Origin of the sequence: Flavobacterium paronense, assembly GCF_030409795.1 — a bacterium.
GTDB lineage: Bacteria > Bacteroidota > Bacteroidia > Flavobacteriales > Flavobacteriaceae > Flavobacterium > Flavobacterium paronense.
On sequence record NZ_JAUFQN010000019.1, the window covers coordinates 1,377,641 to 1,392,603 of the forward strand.

Genomic DNA, 14,963 nt, shown 5'->3' on the forward strand with positions numbered 1-14,963 from the left:
TTTAATTTGGTGATAACTCTTTTTTAGATGTACTTTTGCAAAATTGTACAAATTGCCATGTCTCAAAAAGATTTTATTACCGAAATTGAAGAGAAAAAGGAACTTTACGGTTACCAAAAGGGCGATATTGACAAAATTTTTGACCGATTAGACAACGCACCAAGTGATCATCATTTGTTATATCAACTGCCAACTGGCGGTGGAAAAACAGTGATTTTTTCAGAAATTGTTAGGCGATATTTATCGCAACACGACAAAAAAGTTGTGGTATTAACACATCGAATTGAGCTTTGTAAGCAAACTTCTAAAATGCTTAAAGGATTTGATGTCAAAAACAAAATTATCAATAGTAATATCAAAGAATTGCCAGATCAAGATGAATATTCTTGTTTTGTAGCTATGGTTGAAACGCTGAAAAACCGTTTAAACGATGAGAAGTTACTTATTGACAATGTTGGTTTAGTTATAATTGATGAAGCGCATTATAATTCGTTTCGAAAATTAATGAGTTCGTTTAAAAAATCTTTTATATTAGGTGTTACAGCAACGCCTTTGAGTTCGAATATTAAGTTACCAATGCATAATAATTATAGCGAACTTATTGTTGGAGATACTATTCAATCATTGATAGATAAAGGATTTTTGGCGAAAGCAACAACATATAGTTATGATGTTGGTTTAACATCATTGAAAGTTGGAATTAATGGAGATTATACCGTTAAATCTTCGGATGATTTGTATATGAATATGGTCATGCAAGAGAAATTATTGCATTCTTACACCGAAAAATCATTGGGAAAGAAGACTTTAATATTCAATAACGGAATCAATACATCCTTATATGTTTATGAAACTTTTAGAGAAGCCGGATTTCCTATACGACATTTAGATAATACAACATCCGTTGAAGACAGAAAAGATATTTTGCATTGGTTTAAAAAAACGCCGGATGCCATTTTAACTTCTGTTGGAATTCTGACCACAGGATTTGATGAACCAACAGTTGAGAGCATTATTTTGAATCGTGCCACCAAATCTTTGACATTATATTTTCAAATGATTGGTCGTGGATCTAGAAAATTGCCACATAAGGATAATTTTACAGTCATTGATTTAGGAAATAATGCATTGCGATTTGGTTTATGGAATGATCCTGTTGATTGGCAGCATATTTTTAGATCACCCGAATATTATTTGGAAAGCTTAAGAGATGATGCCGAAATTGAAACTCATTTTAAATATGTAATGCCAGATTCAATTAAAAAAATGTTTGCCAAAACAACTATTTTAACAATCGATATTGAAGAAGAGTTTAAAAAAGCCTTAGCTCAAAATTTGCGCTCTAAAGAAGTTATCGAAAAATCAATACAGCAACATGCTTTAATGTGTGTTGAAAATACTACCGAATTAAATCAGGCAAGAATGCTTTCTAAATTATTGTCTGATGATATTGAAAGTCGCATTCAACGTTTTGTAAGCTGCTTAGGAAAAACGAGTAAAAATTATCGTGAATGGCTTGTTGAAGATTATAAAACAAAATTGAGTTTGGCTATTGGAAAAAAATTTAGAGAATTAAATTTTTAAAACTATAACTTTAAAAAAGGTAGTCTATAGTTATTAAAAACAGTAAATTACCTTAAAATACTCTAAAACATAAAAGAAGTATTAGTATGAACTATAATTTATATTATGTAAAATAGAATGTTTTGTAATCTCAAAGCAATTAGTTTTCAAATGTTTTTAACAAAAGACTTCTTCTTCTCTAAAGCTTTACTATTTTTGTGTCTAAATATTCAATAAAATAAATGCATGAGTAATTCTGTTGCCGAAAATATTGCCAACTTTTTAAAAGAATATTCACCTTTCAGTTATTTGAATCATGAGGAACTAATTCAGGTAGCAACAAGTATTGGTGTAATAAATTTAGATAAACATAAAGTTTTATTTCAAATTAACGATAAGCTTCATGATAGCTTTTATGTTGTCGCTTCTGGTGTTATCAATCTTTCTGTAATTTCTGATGCTGAAGAAACCCTTTTGAACAAATGTTATCCTGGAGATGTTTTTGGTTTGCGCCCTTTTTTTGCAAAAAACAATTACATGATGACAGCCAAATCTCGCGAAGACAGTATTGTTTATGCTATTCCGATTACTGTTTTTAAACCTTTTGTGGCTCAAAATCCTCAAGTTTTGGATTTCTTATTAGAAAGTTTTGCTACAAACACCAGAAACCCTTTTGATAAAGAAAATAGAGGAAAACTGATTACAGATAATGTTTACACAGAAGGACAACAAAACGAAATTCAATATTTTCAGTCTTTAGCATACAACAAAACACCCATAAAAGTCAGTATTACAGCTATTGTTAAGGATACAGCTCAATTGATGAATGAAAACCTTACAGATAGTGTTGTAGTTACTGATCAGAGTCATCCTATTGGAATTGTTACTGATACTGATTTTAGATCTAAAATTGCTAATGGAAGATTTCCCCTTATTTCAACTATTGATAAGATAATGTCTTCCCCAGTTATCACTGTTCCTGAAAATGTTTCTGTTGCCGAGGCGCAACTATTAATGTTGAAACATAATGTAAGTCATTTATGTGTCACCATAGATGGATCGGATAAATCAGAAGTTAAAGGTGTAATTTCAGAACATGATTTAATAGTGGCACAAGCTAATAATCCTGGTGTTTTGATTAAGGAAATAAAACGTTCATTGTCTCCTAAAGAACTTAAATTGGTTAGAGAAAAATTAACTGAGTTAATCCAAACTTCCATAGCTAAAAATATCCCTTTACCACATATTTACAACATTTCGGGTGAAATTATTACAGCTATTATAAAGCGATCGATAGAAATAGCTATCCTCGATTTAGGCTCTCCTCCAGCCAGATTTGCTTGGTTTAGTATTGGTAGCCAAGGAAGAAAAGAACAGTTTTTATTAACCGATCAGGATAGTATTTTAATATTTGAAGATGTTGCTGCAGAAAAATATAGAGATGTTAAAGATTACTTTTTAAAATTAGCCAAAAGAGCTACTTCAATACTCGAAAAAGTAGGTTATAATTTTTGTCCAAATGGGCACATGGCAAGCAATATGCTTTGGTGTAAATCAATGTCAGACTGGATAAAACAGTATAATAACTGGATGAAAACTCCAGGGGAAAAGTCTAATGATATTAGCAGTATATTTTTTGATTACGAGCTTGTTTTTGGCGAAGGCAAAATAGAAGACACTCTTGATGATTTAATTTTAAAAAATACTAAAAATAACGCTTTATTTTTCGATTATCTAGGTAATGATGCATTGCGAAAAAATCCACCAATAAACTTCTTCAAAAAATTTAATCTGGAAGAAGAAGGTGAATATAAAGGAAAATTTGATATTAAAAATAGAGCTATCATGCCTTTAGTTGATGGTGCTCGCCTTTTTGCATTAAGTATGAACTTGAAAGGAATAAATAATACATATCTAAGATTTAAACAACTAGCCATTATTGATCCTAAATTTTCTGAAATATATTTAAATTGTGCTGATGCCTTTTTAATTTTATCAAAATTCAGAACACTTGAAGGCTTAAAAAATGACAGTACTGGAGATTATATCAATGTAGAAGAGCTTTCAAAAGTTGATAAGGAAAAAATCAAAAATGCTTTGCTTCCAATGAAAGAATTGGAAGAATTAATAAAAGATAAATTCCAATTAACTCAATTCTCATAATATGTTAGATTGGATAAAAAATATAAATAAAGAATTCCCGGATTTTTGGAAATTGTATTTAGCAAAATTTGAAAGTAAATCCAATAGATATGTCGTTTTAAGTACAGAAACTACGGGCTTAAATCCAAAAAAAGATGTTATCTTATCGTTTGGAGCTATAGCAGTTGTTGATGATATTATCCGTATTGGAGACAATTTTGAAGTAATAATTTTGCAATATAAATACCTTCATGACAATGGATTGTCAAATGAATTTTTGATTGATAGCAAATTATCCAAACTCGCAGAACCTCAAGCAATACAAGCATTAGTTGAATACATTGGCAATGCGGTTTTAGTTGGTCACCGTATTCATTTTGATATAGAAATGATTAATGATGTTTTAGAAAAAATGGAATGTGGTAAGTTAAAAAATGAAGCTTTAGATGTCGAAATAATGCACCAAAAATTAATGGACATTACAAATAAGTCTTTTTCATTGGAAGATTTAGTGAAGCACTATAAACTTCCTTTAAGTGAAAAAAATTCGGCATCAGATGACGCTTATTCTATTGCATTATTATTTGTTAAATTGAAAACCAGATTAGGGTTTAAATAATAAACCCATTCGTTAGAATGGGTTTATTAAAATTATCAAAATTTAAACAAACAAACTATTTTTTCTTTATAAACATATTAGTGTAATATTTTTTCCCAGTTGCTTCATCAACAGTAATCGATATACCAATATGAGTGTAATCTCCTTCGATATTAGCTTTGTGATCTGGACTATTTAACCAAGCACTCATGGCACTTTCTGGAGTTTGGTAATTGTAAGCAATGTTTTCACCTACTCTCGTTGCACCTAATACTTCAATTAAATTATTAGCTCTCTGTTGAAAATAATCGTGATTTACTACTTTATTGTCAATCATGTATATATTATGCTCTTGTGATTTGTAAGAGATGTGATTAATTACCTCAAGTGCATTCAATCCGATGCTTTGACGATAATTATTTACAAGTGAAACAATTTTCAACTCTGAATCATTGTAATTGTAGGAAGTTACAATTTTTTTATCAGCTGAAGATCCTTCTGAAGAATCAGAAGAACAAGATACCATTGTGAACACAATTGCTAACGGCAACAATGCTCTAAACATTTTTGCTTTCATAGTAGTAGGTTAAGTTTTTAATAAAGTAGATGTGGGGCAAACACTTTATTTGATTATTATTGACAGAACGTATTGTTTGATTTGGTTAGACAACTTTACAACTTTTATCGATTAAATAACAAATAAAATCGTTGAAATGCACTTATTTAATATATAAATATGTATTATTCTTACTTTTTAATAGCTAATTGTATTACTTTTAACTTTTCAAAAAGAAAAAATTATCGAATTAAATACTAATTATTGAAATATATTTGACCTTTAAAATATAACTCTTTTGACAACAATTATTTCAAATTCAGAATTAGCGGCAACTATAAATCATAAAGGAGCTGAATTGATTTCCTTAAAAAGGATTGCTTCAGATACAGAATACATCTGGGAAGGAAATCCAAAATATTGGGGAAAGCATTCGCCTATCCTATTTCCAATCGTCGGAACATTAAAAAACAATTCCTTTACTTATAAAAGTGGTACTTATGAACTAACCCGTCATGGATTTGCCCGAGACATGAATTTTGATTTGATTAGCCATGATAATAATGAAGTTGTTTTTTCATTGTCATCAGATGAATTAACATTTGACAAATTTCCATTTGAATTTGAATTGCGGGTAATTTACACCTTACTCAACTCTGAATTAAATATTAAATATCAGGTTATTAATAAAGGTTCTGACATTATGCCTTTCTCTATAGGCGGGCATCCGGCATTTTCACTACCCAAAAAATTTGAAGACTATAGTTTGCAATTTGAGACAGAGGAAAGCTTAACTTGTTATCAATTGGAGAATGATTTGCTTTCAGAAAAAACAAAAAAAATTGACCTATTGAAAAACAACTTGCCACTCACCTATCCTCTTTTTGAAAATGATGCTTTGATTTTTAAAGAATTAGAGTCAAAACAAATCCAAATTTTAGAAAGTAGCATTCCAATATTGAATTTTAAGTTTAACCATTTTCCAAATTTTGGACTATGGACCAAAAGCAACGCACCCTTTATATGCTTGGAACCGTGGGTTGGCTATTCGGATGTTTTAAATGCAACTGGGAATATTTTAGAGAAAGAAGGCATTCAAATACTGGAAAATAATTCTTCAAAAGAATTTAATTTTAGTATTGAAATTCTATAATTTTATAACTAAAAAATCATGTTAGAAATTAATTTCCACCCTTTTCAAAACATTGAAACCGAACGATTGTTTTTACGACGGTTAGACAATACTGATGCTGAAGAAATTTTAGCGCTTCGTGGTAATCCGGAAACCATGAAATATATTCCACGACCATTGGCAAAAACTAAAGAAGATGCTTTAGAACACATTGCCTTGATTGAAGAGAAAATTGTCAATAATACTGGAATTAATTGGGGAATTACCATCAAAGGAAACTCGAAAATCATTGGGATTATTGGTCATTACAGAATTTCAACAGAAAATCACCGAGCTGAAATTGGTTATATGTCTTTTCCTGAACATAATGGAAAAGGGTATATGTCTGAAGCTATAAAGGCGGTTATTGCCTATGGTTTTGAGCAAATGGACTTACATTCAATCGAAGCAATCATTGACCCAGATAACATTGCTTCAGAAAGAGTTTTGCAAAAAAATGGCTTTGTAAAAGAAGCTCACATTTTAGAAAATGAGTTATGGGAAGGTAAATATTGGGACACTGTTATTTATTCTTTACTTAGAAGGAATTGGAAAAAATAATTATTTGTTAAGCTTTGGCAACGTTCTAACATACAATTCTTCTACTTTTTTTCTGGCCCAATCCGTTTTTCTCAGAAAAGTTAAGCTCGATTTAATACTTGGATTGTCTGTAAAACATTTAATTTTTATCAATTCACCCAAAGTATCAAAGCCATAAAATTCAATAAGAATCTCGAGTATTCTTTGAAGTGTGATGCCGTTAAGCGGATTTTTATTTGAATTACTTTGCATACTGTAAAAATAGAATAAAAAAACCATCCCAAAAATTGAGATGGTTTCTAATTTTATACTGTTTTATATTATTGCACCGCTAAAAATGCATTCACGTTTCCATAACCATATTCAGCGCTTTTATTTGGATATAAACTTGCCGATTGTCTCATTTTGTTTAAGACTTGATCTCTTGTCCAAGTTGGGTTTTTAGACCAAACTAAAGCAGCAATACCAGCAGTTGTTGCCGTTGCAACTGAAGAACCCCCAATATAATCGGTTAGGTTTTCATAATAACTACTCACAGGAACTGTATTTCCTGACACAGCTCTTTGCATTGCTACGGTAAATTCAACTTTGCTACCCGTATGACAATCGCTGCATGCTTGATACGTTGAACCTTCTTTTACTCCTGTTACAGCCAATGTTTCTGGCATCCAAGCTGGGAATATTACACCAACAAAAGTGGTGAAGCTTGTAGAAGTTCCGGCAGCACAAAAAATAAGTTTTCCTTTTCCGTAAGCAAATTTGATAGCGTCTTCAATTTTCCCAACAGAGAAAACATAACCCATTGACATAGATATAATTTTCACCTTAGTATTGTTTCCTAAAGCAGTAAACGCCTTTTTCACACCTTCTTGCTCTTGATAGCCATCTAAAACGACATTATAAGCAGCACGATAGGTTACAAGATTAGCATTATAAGCCACGCCAACAGGCAAACCTTTATCATTTCTTGGTGCTGCTGCCGTTGAAGCCATACTTGTTCCGTGTCCGCATAAATCATTAACTCCATCAGTTCCGGTGCTCCATGGCCAAATAGAATCAACATAAACTCCATTTTTTTGTATTGTTCTACCAGATGAAAGTCCGTTATTGAAATTAGCGCCTAACAACGATTGGTTTGGAGAAACTCCCGTATCGACAATTCCTATAGTAACTCCAGATCCAGTACTTATATTCCATGCATTTGGAATATTATGTTGTGTAAATGTCCATGGAATTTTGGCATTTGGTGTTGTAGTAGTATAATCGGCTGCATCCAAAATTTCTGAATCATACCCGCAACCCGAACTTGTTCCTACATTAGAATTTGTAGAGACACCCGGACCTTTAAGAGATTCGCGAACTGCTAAATATTTATAATCTCCAGGCTCAATATATCTAATATATTTAGATTCTCTAAGGGCAATTATAGTTTCTTGTTTAGAAATTATAACATCCATTAAATTTAAATCTGTGTCGGCAGAAATTAAAATCTTATCTAAAGTTGTGTTTTCATACTTCATTATAATTGCTAATAAATCATTTTGGAGCTTAGCATTATTAGATGTTTTAGCTCTTTCAAAATTAGTTTTTGAATTACCAAACCCAATAGTGACAACATTATTTCCATTGACAACTGCGCTCCATATCAAATATGAATCCGCTTGACGCCAATTAAAAGTTCCATTTGAATTGATAGCTGCATCAATTTTAGCATTAATCTGTGCAGGAGTTAAAGGTATTTTTTGATTTTCAGGAATTACAATTTTTTGATTTTCCATAGAATCTTCTCTAGAACAGGATAAAGATAATATTAGTGTTAAGAGAAATAACGGCAGTATTCTTTTTAGCATAATTTGTTATTTTAATTGGTTTGACTTGGCCAATTTAATAAAAAAATGTTAAATACATAAAAACCGTTACCCAAAAATGAATAACGGTCTTCAACCAAATTAAATTTGATAATTACTTATAAAACTAAAAAATAAACTTGAATCCGAATGATAAAGGCGTAGTTAAATTAGGCAAACTTCCACCTAAATTATCAATATAAACTGATTCTGCTGATGCTACATGAGCCAGAGAAAAATTAGTAATTGTTGTTTTGTCTCCAGTTGCAGGATCAATTGTTGTTGATGTGAAATTGGCTAAATCATAAGAGAACTCCACTGAAAAATTCTTAGTAACAAAGAAGTCAATACCGCCAGACATGGCCAAACCAAATTGAGAAATTTTAGTTTCGGCTTCTTTTTCTTTACCAGTAATAATTGGGGCTGCTAATTGTCCAAAGAAATAGAAATTACCAGCTACATTCCAATACTTTCTAACCAATGGTTCTACAACTAGTAAGTTAGTGTTAGCAAGGGTGCCTGTAGCATCTTCAGCTTTCATGTTAATCATACCAACTCCAGCTCCAACGGTAACTGATGGTGTTACAAAATAACCTGCTATTGGCAAAACAGTCAAATTGGTTCCTTTAGTATCGCCAGTTTTTGTTTGTTGATAGCCAAACTGAGCAGTTGCCCACCAGGCTCCTTTAAGACCTTGACTTTTTTCTTGTGCTTGAGCAGTTAATGATAACAATACAATTCCTGCTGCTAATAATAATTTTTTCATTTTATTTATTGGTTTAAAATTATACGTCAAAATTATTGAGATGATTTTGCTCAAAAAATGATATAAATCATAGTTTAACGGTTTTTTTTATTACTAATTTCATTCCAAGTAACAGCAATAATTTAGTACATTTGTCGTCCAATGTTAAAGACAATAAACATCCTAAATAAACGAGCTAAATTTGATTATGAGATAATCGAAACTTATACTGCTGGCATCGTTTTAACAGGAACGGAAATTAAATCCATTCGTTTAGGAAAAGCAAATATTACAGAAGGATTTTGTGAATTTCACAACAGTGAATTATTTGCTATCAATACGCAAATTGAGGAATATCTTTATGGAAATCAATTCAATCACAAAGCAAAAAGTGAACGTAAACTTTTATTAAATAAGAGAGAATTAAGAAAATTAGAAAAAGCTTTCGACACCAAAGGTTTGACTATTATTCCTTTGAAACTTTTTACCAATGAAAAAGGAATTGCCAAATTAGATATTGGGCTTTGCCGCGGAAAGAAAACTTATGACAAGCGGGAAAGTTTGAAAGAACAAGATACTAAACGTGATTTGGATCGAATTAAAAAATCGTTTTAATTTTTATTTTCCAATAAAGGAACGAATCTAAAATCACCAAATTCGTGCTTTTCGAATTGCATTTCATTTTTACGGATAAGCATTGTCATTACTTGCTCATTTTCGCCAACAGGAATAACAAGCTTTCCTCCTATTTTTAGTTGAGCCATCAATGGTTTCGGAATGATTGGTGCGCCAGCCGTAACTATAATACTATCGAACGGAGCGTGATTTGGTAATCCTTTATAACCATCACCAAAAGATAAATGCTTGGGTTTTATACCAAGTTTTGGCAAAAGCAAAGATGTCGTCTTAAACAATTCGTTTTGTCTTTCTACCGAATAAACCTTTGCTCCCATAGCAACTAAAACAGCGGTTTGATAACCGGAACCCGTTCCTATTTCAAGAATTTTATCATCTTTTTTTACTTCCAATAACTGACTTTGAAAGGCTACAGTATAAGGTTGCGAAATCGTTTGTCCCGCACCAATAGGAAAAGCTTTGTCTTGATAAGCAAAATCTTCAAAACTGGAATTTAAAAATAAATGTCTTGGAATTGCTTTTATAGCTTCCAATACTTTTTTATCTGTGATTCCTTTTTCTGCCAAGAGTTTGGCCAATTGATTTCGAAGTCCTTGATGTTTGCTTGTGTCTTTCAATTTGGGTAGTAATTTATTTCGTAAAAATAGAAAACAAATTAGCAATTATCAATTACCAATTATTAATTAATTTCTATTTTTGATAAAATTTACTTCTATGCTTAAAGTTGGCGTTTTAGGTGCTGGTCACCTCGGAAAAATACACTTACGTTTATTACAACAATCTGATAAATATGAACTCGTTGGTTTTTATGATGAAAATCATGAAAACGGAGCCAAAATCGAAGCCGAATTTGGATACAAACAATTTGATACTATTGCCAAGTTAATTCACGCTGTAGATGTCATCGATATTGTAACTCCAACCCTTTCACATTATAAATGTGCTAAAGTTTCTATCAAATCAGGGAAACACGTTTTTATAGAAAAACCAATTTCTACAACGGTTGAAGAAGCCGAAGAAATTATCGCTTTGGCAAAAGAATATAACATCAAAGGGCAAGTTGGACATGTAGAGCGTTTTAATCCGGCATTCACTGCTGTGAAAGATATGATTGAAACGCCTATGTTTATAGAAACACACCGTTTGGCAGAATTCAATCCTCGAGGCACAGATGTTCCTGTAGTTTTAGATTTAATGATACATGATATTGATGCTATTTTGAGTGTGGTAAAATCAAAAGTCAAAGCGGTTCATGCCAGTGGCGTTTCGGTTTTGAGTCAATCGCCAGATATTGCCAATGCTCGAATTGAATTCGAAAATGGTTGCGTGGCCAATATTACTTCAAGTAGAATTTCAATGAAAAATATGCGTAAGTCACGATTTTTTCAGAAAGATGCTTATATCTCAGTCGATTATTTAGACAAAACCTGTGAAGTTGTCAAAATGAAAGAAGCTCCAGAAGTTCCTGGAGATTTTGATATGATTCTTCAAAATGCAGAAGGCGATCGCAAGCAGATTTATTTTTCTAATCCAGAAGTAAGTCAAAATAATGCAATTTTAGATGAATTAGAATCGTTTGCTGATGCCATCAACAACAACAAGACTCCAATCGTAACTTTAGAAGACGGAACTGAAGCATTGCGCGTTGCATATATGATTATCGATTCTATGAACGAAAAGTAATTTTATGAAAATGATTGTTCTTATATTATGTTTTTTTCTTGATGCTACTGCACAAAATAATACTATTGTCCATTTTGAAGAATTAAAACAAAGTATTTTAAATGAAAATATTAATTTAGATACTATTGATTTATCTTCTGAAGTAATTAATAAAACAGAAATTAAAATCTTGCAATTATTAAATAATACTGCTGACGATCTGAATGGTAAAAGTTTCGCATTCGTTTCCGGTTCAACAGGAACGTTTATAAGCAAAAAGACTGTTTTTTTTAACTACTTTAAAGATTCATTCCTTACTAAAAATGATGTTCTTAGCTATTCAATTATAAAGTTAAATCCGGATCAAATCAAATTATCAAATACCGACTATATTGTGTTTTTCTGGACAAAAACATACAATGCCAATTCAAAAGCTTTGCTAAAAAAAATAAAAAATACTAAACCACAATAATGAAAATAATAGCTGTAATAGGCGCAGGAACAATGGGTAATGGAATAGCCCACACTTTTGCCCAAAGCGGTTTTACCGTAAAATTAATTGATGTTTCCGAAAAATCATTAGAAAAAGGGATGGCTACTATTGCTTCAAACTTGGATAGAATGGTAACCAAAGGAACCATTACCGAAGCAGAAAAACACAAAACCATTGGAAATATAATCACCTATACTGATATTAAAGACGGCGTTGTTGGAACCGATTTAGTAATTGAAGCTGCCACAGAAAACGTGGGTTTAAAACTTCAAATATTTAAACAATTAAGCGACGTTTGCGATCACAATGTGATATTGGCAACCAATACCTCTTCCATTTCTATCACTCAAATTGCTGCGCAAGTAGTACATCCTGAACGTGTAATCGGAATGCATTTTATGAATCCGGTGCCGATTATGAAATTGGTAGAAATCATTCGTGGTTATTCCACTACAGATGAAGTGACTAAAATCATCATGGATTTATCAGTAAAATTAGGTAAAACACCAACAGAAGTAAACGATTATCCCGGCTTTGTGGCTAACAGAATTTTGATGCCAATGATTAACGAAGCAATCGAAACTTTATACAATGGCGTAGCAGGTGTTTACGAAATTGACACTGTGATGAAACTCGGAATGGCACATCCTATGGGACCATTGCAATTAGCAGATTTTATTGGATTAGATGTTTGCCTTTCGATTTTAAACGTAATGTATGACGGATTCAAAAATCCAAAATATGCTCCTTGCCCACTCTTAGTGAATATGGTTATGGCGGGAAAAAAAGGAGTAAAATCAGGTGAAGGTTTTTATGATTATTCAGAAAGCAAAAAGGCTGAGAAAGTTTCTAAACAATTTTCATAATTAACAATGGATAATGGATAATTGATAATTTCAAAACATAATTATCAATTGTTAATTGTCAATTATCAATTGAATAAATGAGCAAAATAATCCCTTTTAAAGCCGTTCGTCCTACGCCAGATAAGGTAGCGTTAGTGACCTGTAGAAACTATGATGATTATAGTTCGGCTGAGCTTGCGGCTTGGTTGAGTTTTAATCCGTACTCTTTTTTGCATGTGATTCACCCTGCTTATATGCATTCGCAAAAAATCACATTGGACAAGCGTTTCAAGGGTGTGGCTCATAAATATCAGGATTTTAAAGAGGAAGGCATTTTTATGGAAGAAGACAAAGCTGTTTTCTTTTTATATGAAATTCAGAATAAAGTGCAGACTTTCACAGGTTTTGTAGCCGGAACTTCGATTGAAGATTACAAGAACAATGTCATTAAAAAGCACGAAGATACATTGCAATATCGTGTGGAATATTTTAAAGATTATTTGCATCAGACGGGTTTTAATACTGAACCGGTTTTGATCACTTATCCGGACAGCGAAACACTGAATTCTTGGATAGCCGAAAAGAAAAAAAGTCAACCGGTATATAATTATTCTACAACCAATAAGGAAAAGCATCAAGTGTGGAAAATTGAAGCGAAGGAAGAAATTCAATGGTTGCAAAAGCAATTTGAGCAAATCCCTGAATTATATATTGCCGACGGGCATCACCGCTTGGCTTCTGCTGAATTGTTGTATGATGAAGACAAGCATTTGGGCAACGAAAACCTAAACTATTTTATGAGTTTCTTAATTGCCGAAAGCAATGTTAAAATCTACGAATACAATAGAATCATAAGAGATTTGAATGGTTTTACTAAAGATGATTTCCTCGAAAAATTAACCGAAAATTTTATCATCAAAGACAAAGAACAAGAATTGTGGAAACCACAAAGTAAGTTTGAATTTGGAATGTATTTGGATGGACATTTCTATGCTTTGTTTTATAAGCAAGATAACAAACAACCTTCCATTATAGAAAACCTTGATGCACAGATTTTATACGATAAAGTTTTGAAACCTCTATTAGCTATAGAAGATTTGAGAAACGATGAACGCATTGAATACATTTCTGGAAAACAATCTATTTCAACTATAAAAGAATTAGTTGATGAAGGAGAATTTGAAGTTGGTTTTATGTTATTTCCCTCTGATATTTCAGAAATCAAAGCCTTGGCAGACAACAATTTGATTATGCCACCAAAAAGCACTTATATCGAACCAAAGTTCAGAAGTGGATTGATGGTATATGAATTGTAATGTGACAGCGGGGATTTTAAAAGATGAAGAGCTTTCTAATCAAAGATGAAGAGCTTTTCAATGAAAGATGAAGAGCTTTTTAATTAAAGATGAAGAGCTTTTACATTGCCCATAAATACTGGCCTTCGGAAGGCTTTTATACACTTTAAAAAATTGTTTTTATCTTTAAATTTATGTCAATAGCCCAAAACCTTCAAAAAATTAACACTACACTCCCGTCCCACGTCACATTGGTAGCCGTTTCCAAAACCAAACCTGTTTCCGATTTGATGGAAGCCTACAACGCTGGCCAACGCATTTTTGGAGAAAACAAAATACAGGAAATGACCGAGAAATGGGAACAAATGCCCAAAGACATTCAGTGGCATATGATTGGGCATGTGCAAACCAATAAAGTCAAATACATGGCAGAATATGTGAGTTTGATTCACGGAGTTGATAGTTTGAAGTTATTACAGGAAATCAACAAGCAAGCTGCAAAGCACAATCGGGTAATAGATTGTTTACTTCAAGTTTATATTGCTGAAGAAGAATCAAAGTTTGGTTTGGATGAAAATGAATTGGAAGAGATTTTTCACTCTGACGGATTTAAATTATTGAAAAACATTAAAGTCGTCGGGTTAATGGGAATGGCAACATTCACTGATAATCAAACACAAATCAAAAAAGAATTCCTGAATTTGAAATCTATTTTTGATAAACTGAAAACTGAACACTGCCAACTGAACACTCTTTCCATGGGAATGTCAGGCGATTACCAACTTGCTATTGAATGTGGCAGTACGATGGTTCGGATTGGAAGTAGTATATTTGGCGGAAGATAGAAATCTGAATACTTAAAACTGAATA

The 14,963-nt window shown here is 32.1% G+C and carries 16 protein-coding genes; 11 read left to right on the forward strand and 5 right to left on the reverse strand.

Going from position 1 to position 14,963, the window contains the following annotated elements; translation table 11 throughout:
- Nucleotides 1–27: 27 nt before the first annotated feature.
- From QWY90_RS07395 to QWY90_RS07405, 3 genes are all read left to right on the forward strand, one after another.
- On the forward strand, nt 28–1,584 hold the full coding sequence (locus QWY90_RS07395; RefSeq protein ID WP_290285236.1) for a DEAD/DEAH box helicase: 1,557 nt from the start codon (nt 28–30) through the stop codon (nt 1,582–1,584).
- A gap of 225 nt (nt 1,585–1,809) precedes the next feature.
- Complete coding sequence (locus tag QWY90_RS07400) at nt 1,810–3,726, forward strand: DUF294 nucleotidyltransferase-like domain-containing protein (protein ID WP_290285237.1); 1,917 nt, start codon at nt 1,810–1,812, stop codon at nt 3,724–3,726.
- Nucleotide 3,727: 1 nt separating this feature from the next.
- Nucleotides 3,728–4,324 (forward strand): 3'-5' exonuclease, encoded by a 597-nt coding sequence (locus QWY90_RS07405; protein ID WP_290285238.1) that lies wholly within the window; start codon nt 3,728–3,730, stop codon nt 4,322–4,324.
- 55 nt (nt 4,325–4,379) lie between these two features.
- Here QWY90_RS07405 and QWY90_RS07410 read toward each other — a convergent pair whose 3' ends face one another.
- Nucleotides 4,380–4,880 (reverse strand): CAP domain-containing protein, encoded by a 501-nt coding sequence (locus tag QWY90_RS07410; RefSeq protein ID WP_290285239.1) that lies wholly within the window; start codon nt 4,878–4,880, stop codon nt 4,380–4,382.
- Nucleotides 4,881–5,157: 277 nt separating this feature from the next.
- On the opposite strand from QWY90_RS07410, the gene QWY90_RS07415 reads away from it, so the two are divergent.
- On the forward strand, nt 5,158–6,012 hold the full coding sequence (locus QWY90_RS07415; protein ID WP_290285240.1) for an aldose 1-epimerase family protein: 855 nt from the start codon (nt 5,158–5,160) through the stop codon (nt 6,010–6,012).
- A gap of 18 nt (nt 6,013–6,030) precedes the next feature.
- A complete protein-coding gene (locus QWY90_RS07420; RefSeq protein WP_290285241.1) occupies nt 6,031–6,591 on the forward strand; it encodes a GNAT family N-acetyltransferase in 561 nt (186 codons plus the stop codon).
- Here QWY90_RS07420 and QWY90_RS07425 read toward each other — a convergent pair whose 3' ends face one another.
- The 3 genes from QWY90_RS07425 to QWY90_RS07435 form a co-directional block, all read right to left on the reverse strand.
- The gene (locus QWY90_RS07425) at nt 6,592–6,822 is read right to left on the reverse strand and encodes a VF530 family protein (RefSeq protein ID WP_290285242.1); all 231 of its coding nucleotides are present in this window, start codon (nt 6,820–6,822) and stop codon (nt 6,592–6,594) included.
- A gap of 68 nt (nt 6,823–6,890) precedes the next feature.
- Nucleotides 6,891–8,420, reverse strand: a complete 1,530-nt coding sequence (locus QWY90_RS07430) for a S8 family peptidase (RefSeq protein ID WP_290285243.1) — start codon at nt 8,418–8,420, stop codon at nt 6,891–6,893.
- A 124-nt stretch (nt 8,421–8,544) separates the two neighbouring features.
- Complete coding sequence (locus QWY90_RS07435) at nt 8,545–9,183, reverse strand: outer membrane beta-barrel protein (protein ID WP_290285244.1); 639 nt, start codon at nt 9,181–9,183, stop codon at nt 8,545–8,547.
- A 141-nt stretch (nt 9,184–9,324) separates the two neighbouring features.
- Here QWY90_RS07435 and smpB point away from each other — a divergent pair, with 141 nt between their 5' ends.
- On the forward strand, nt 9,325–9,777 hold the full coding sequence (gene smpB, locus QWY90_RS07440) for an SsrA-binding protein SmpB (RefSeq protein WP_290285245.1): 453 nt from the start codon (nt 9,325–9,327) through the stop codon (nt 9,775–9,777).
- Here the strand turns inward: smpB and QWY90_RS07445 are convergent.
- The gene (locus QWY90_RS07445) at nt 9,774–10,415 is read right to left on the reverse strand and encodes a protein-L-isoaspartate(D-aspartate) O-methyltransferase (RefSeq protein WP_290285246.1); all 642 of its coding nucleotides are present in this window, start codon (nt 10,413–10,415) and stop codon (nt 9,774–9,776) included. The genes smpB and QWY90_RS07445 overlap by 4 nt on opposite strands.
- Nucleotides 10,416–10,512: 97 nt before the next feature.
- On the opposite strand from QWY90_RS07445, the gene QWY90_RS07450 reads away from it, so the two are divergent.
- From QWY90_RS07450 to QWY90_RS07470, 5 genes are all read left to right on the forward strand, one after another.
- The gene (locus QWY90_RS07450) at nt 10,513–11,481 is read left to right on the forward strand and encodes a Gfo/Idh/MocA family protein (protein ID WP_290285247.1); all 969 of its coding nucleotides are present in this window, start codon (nt 10,513–10,515) and stop codon (nt 11,479–11,481) included.
- Between the two features lie 10 nt (nt 11,482–11,491).
- Nucleotides 11,492–11,932, forward strand: coding sequence for a DUF8192 domain-containing protein (locus tag QWY90_RS07455; protein ID WP_290285248.1), 441 nt, complete (start codon nt 11,492–11,494; stop codon nt 11,930–11,932).
- On the forward strand, nt 11,932–12,819 hold the full coding sequence (locus tag QWY90_RS07460; protein ID WP_290285249.1) for a 3-hydroxyacyl-CoA dehydrogenase family protein: 888 nt from the start codon (nt 11,932–11,934) through the stop codon (nt 12,817–12,819). Before QWY90_RS07455 ends, QWY90_RS07460 begins: the two co-directional genes overlap by 1 nt.
- 77 nt (nt 12,820–12,896) lie before the next feature.
- The gene (locus QWY90_RS07465) at nt 12,897–14,114 is read left to right on the forward strand and encodes a DUF1015 domain-containing protein (RefSeq protein ID WP_290285250.1); all 1,218 of its coding nucleotides are present in this window, start codon (nt 12,897–12,899) and stop codon (nt 14,112–14,114) included.
- 173 nt (nt 14,115–14,287) lie between these two features.
- A complete protein-coding gene (locus tag QWY90_RS07470; protein WP_290285251.1) occupies nt 14,288–14,938 on the forward strand; it encodes a YggS family pyridoxal phosphate-dependent enzyme in 651 nt (216 codons plus the stop codon).
- Nucleotides 14,939–14,963: the final 25 nt, after the last annotated feature.

Excerpts from the sequence above, each read along its gene's own strand:
- QWY90_RS07395 (WP_290285236.1), top strand. The coding sequence starts at position 28 with ATGTACTTTTGCAAAATTGTACAAATTGCCATGTCTCAAAAAGATTTT.
- QWY90_RS07400 (WP_290285237.1), top strand. The coding sequence starts at position 1,810 with ATGAGTAATTCTGTTGCCGAAAATATTGCCAACTTTTTAAAAGAATAT.
- QWY90_RS07405 (WP_290285238.1), top strand. The coding sequence starts at position 3,728 with ATGTTAGATTGGATAAAAAATATAAATAAAGAATTCCCGGATTTTTGG.
- QWY90_RS07410 (WP_290285239.1), bottom strand. The coding sequence starts at position 4,880 with ATGAAAGCAAAAATGTTTAGAGCATTGTTGCCGTTAGCAATTGTGTTC.
- QWY90_RS07420 (WP_290285241.1), top strand. The coding sequence starts at position 6,031 with ATGTTAGAAATTAATTTCCACCCTTTTCAAAACATTGAAACCGAACGA.
- QWY90_RS07425 (WP_290285242.1), bottom strand. The coding sequence starts at position 6,822 with ATGCAAAGTAATTCAAATAAAAATCCGCTTAACGGCATCACACTTCAA.
- QWY90_RS07430 (WP_290285243.1), bottom strand. The coding sequence starts at position 8,420 with ATGCTAAAAAGAATACTGCCGTTATTTCTCTTAACACTAATATTATCT.
- QWY90_RS07435 (WP_290285244.1), bottom strand. The coding sequence starts at position 9,183 with ATGAAAAAATTATTATTAGCAGCAGGAATTGTATTGTTATCATTAACT.
- smpB (WP_290285245.1), top strand. The coding sequence starts at position 9,325 with ATGTTAAAGACAATAAACATCCTAAATAAACGAGCTAAATTTGATTAT.
- QWY90_RS07450 (WP_290285247.1), top strand. The coding sequence starts at position 10,513 with ATGCTTAAAGTTGGCGTTTTAGGTGCTGGTCACCTCGGAAAAATACAC.
- QWY90_RS07455 (WP_290285248.1), top strand. The coding sequence starts at position 11,492 with ATGATTGTTCTTATATTATGTTTTTTTCTTGATGCTACTGCACAAAAT.
- QWY90_RS07460 (WP_290285249.1), top strand. The coding sequence starts at position 11,932 with ATGAAAATAATAGCTGTAATAGGCGCAGGAACAATGGGTAATGGAATA.
- QWY90_RS07465 (WP_290285250.1), top strand. The coding sequence starts at position 12,897 with ATGAGCAAAATAATCCCTTTTAAAGCCGTTCGTCCTACGCCAGATAAG.
- QWY90_RS07470 (WP_290285251.1), top strand. The coding sequence starts at position 14,288 with ATGTCAATAGCCCAAAACCTTCAAAAAATTAACACTACACTCCCGTCC.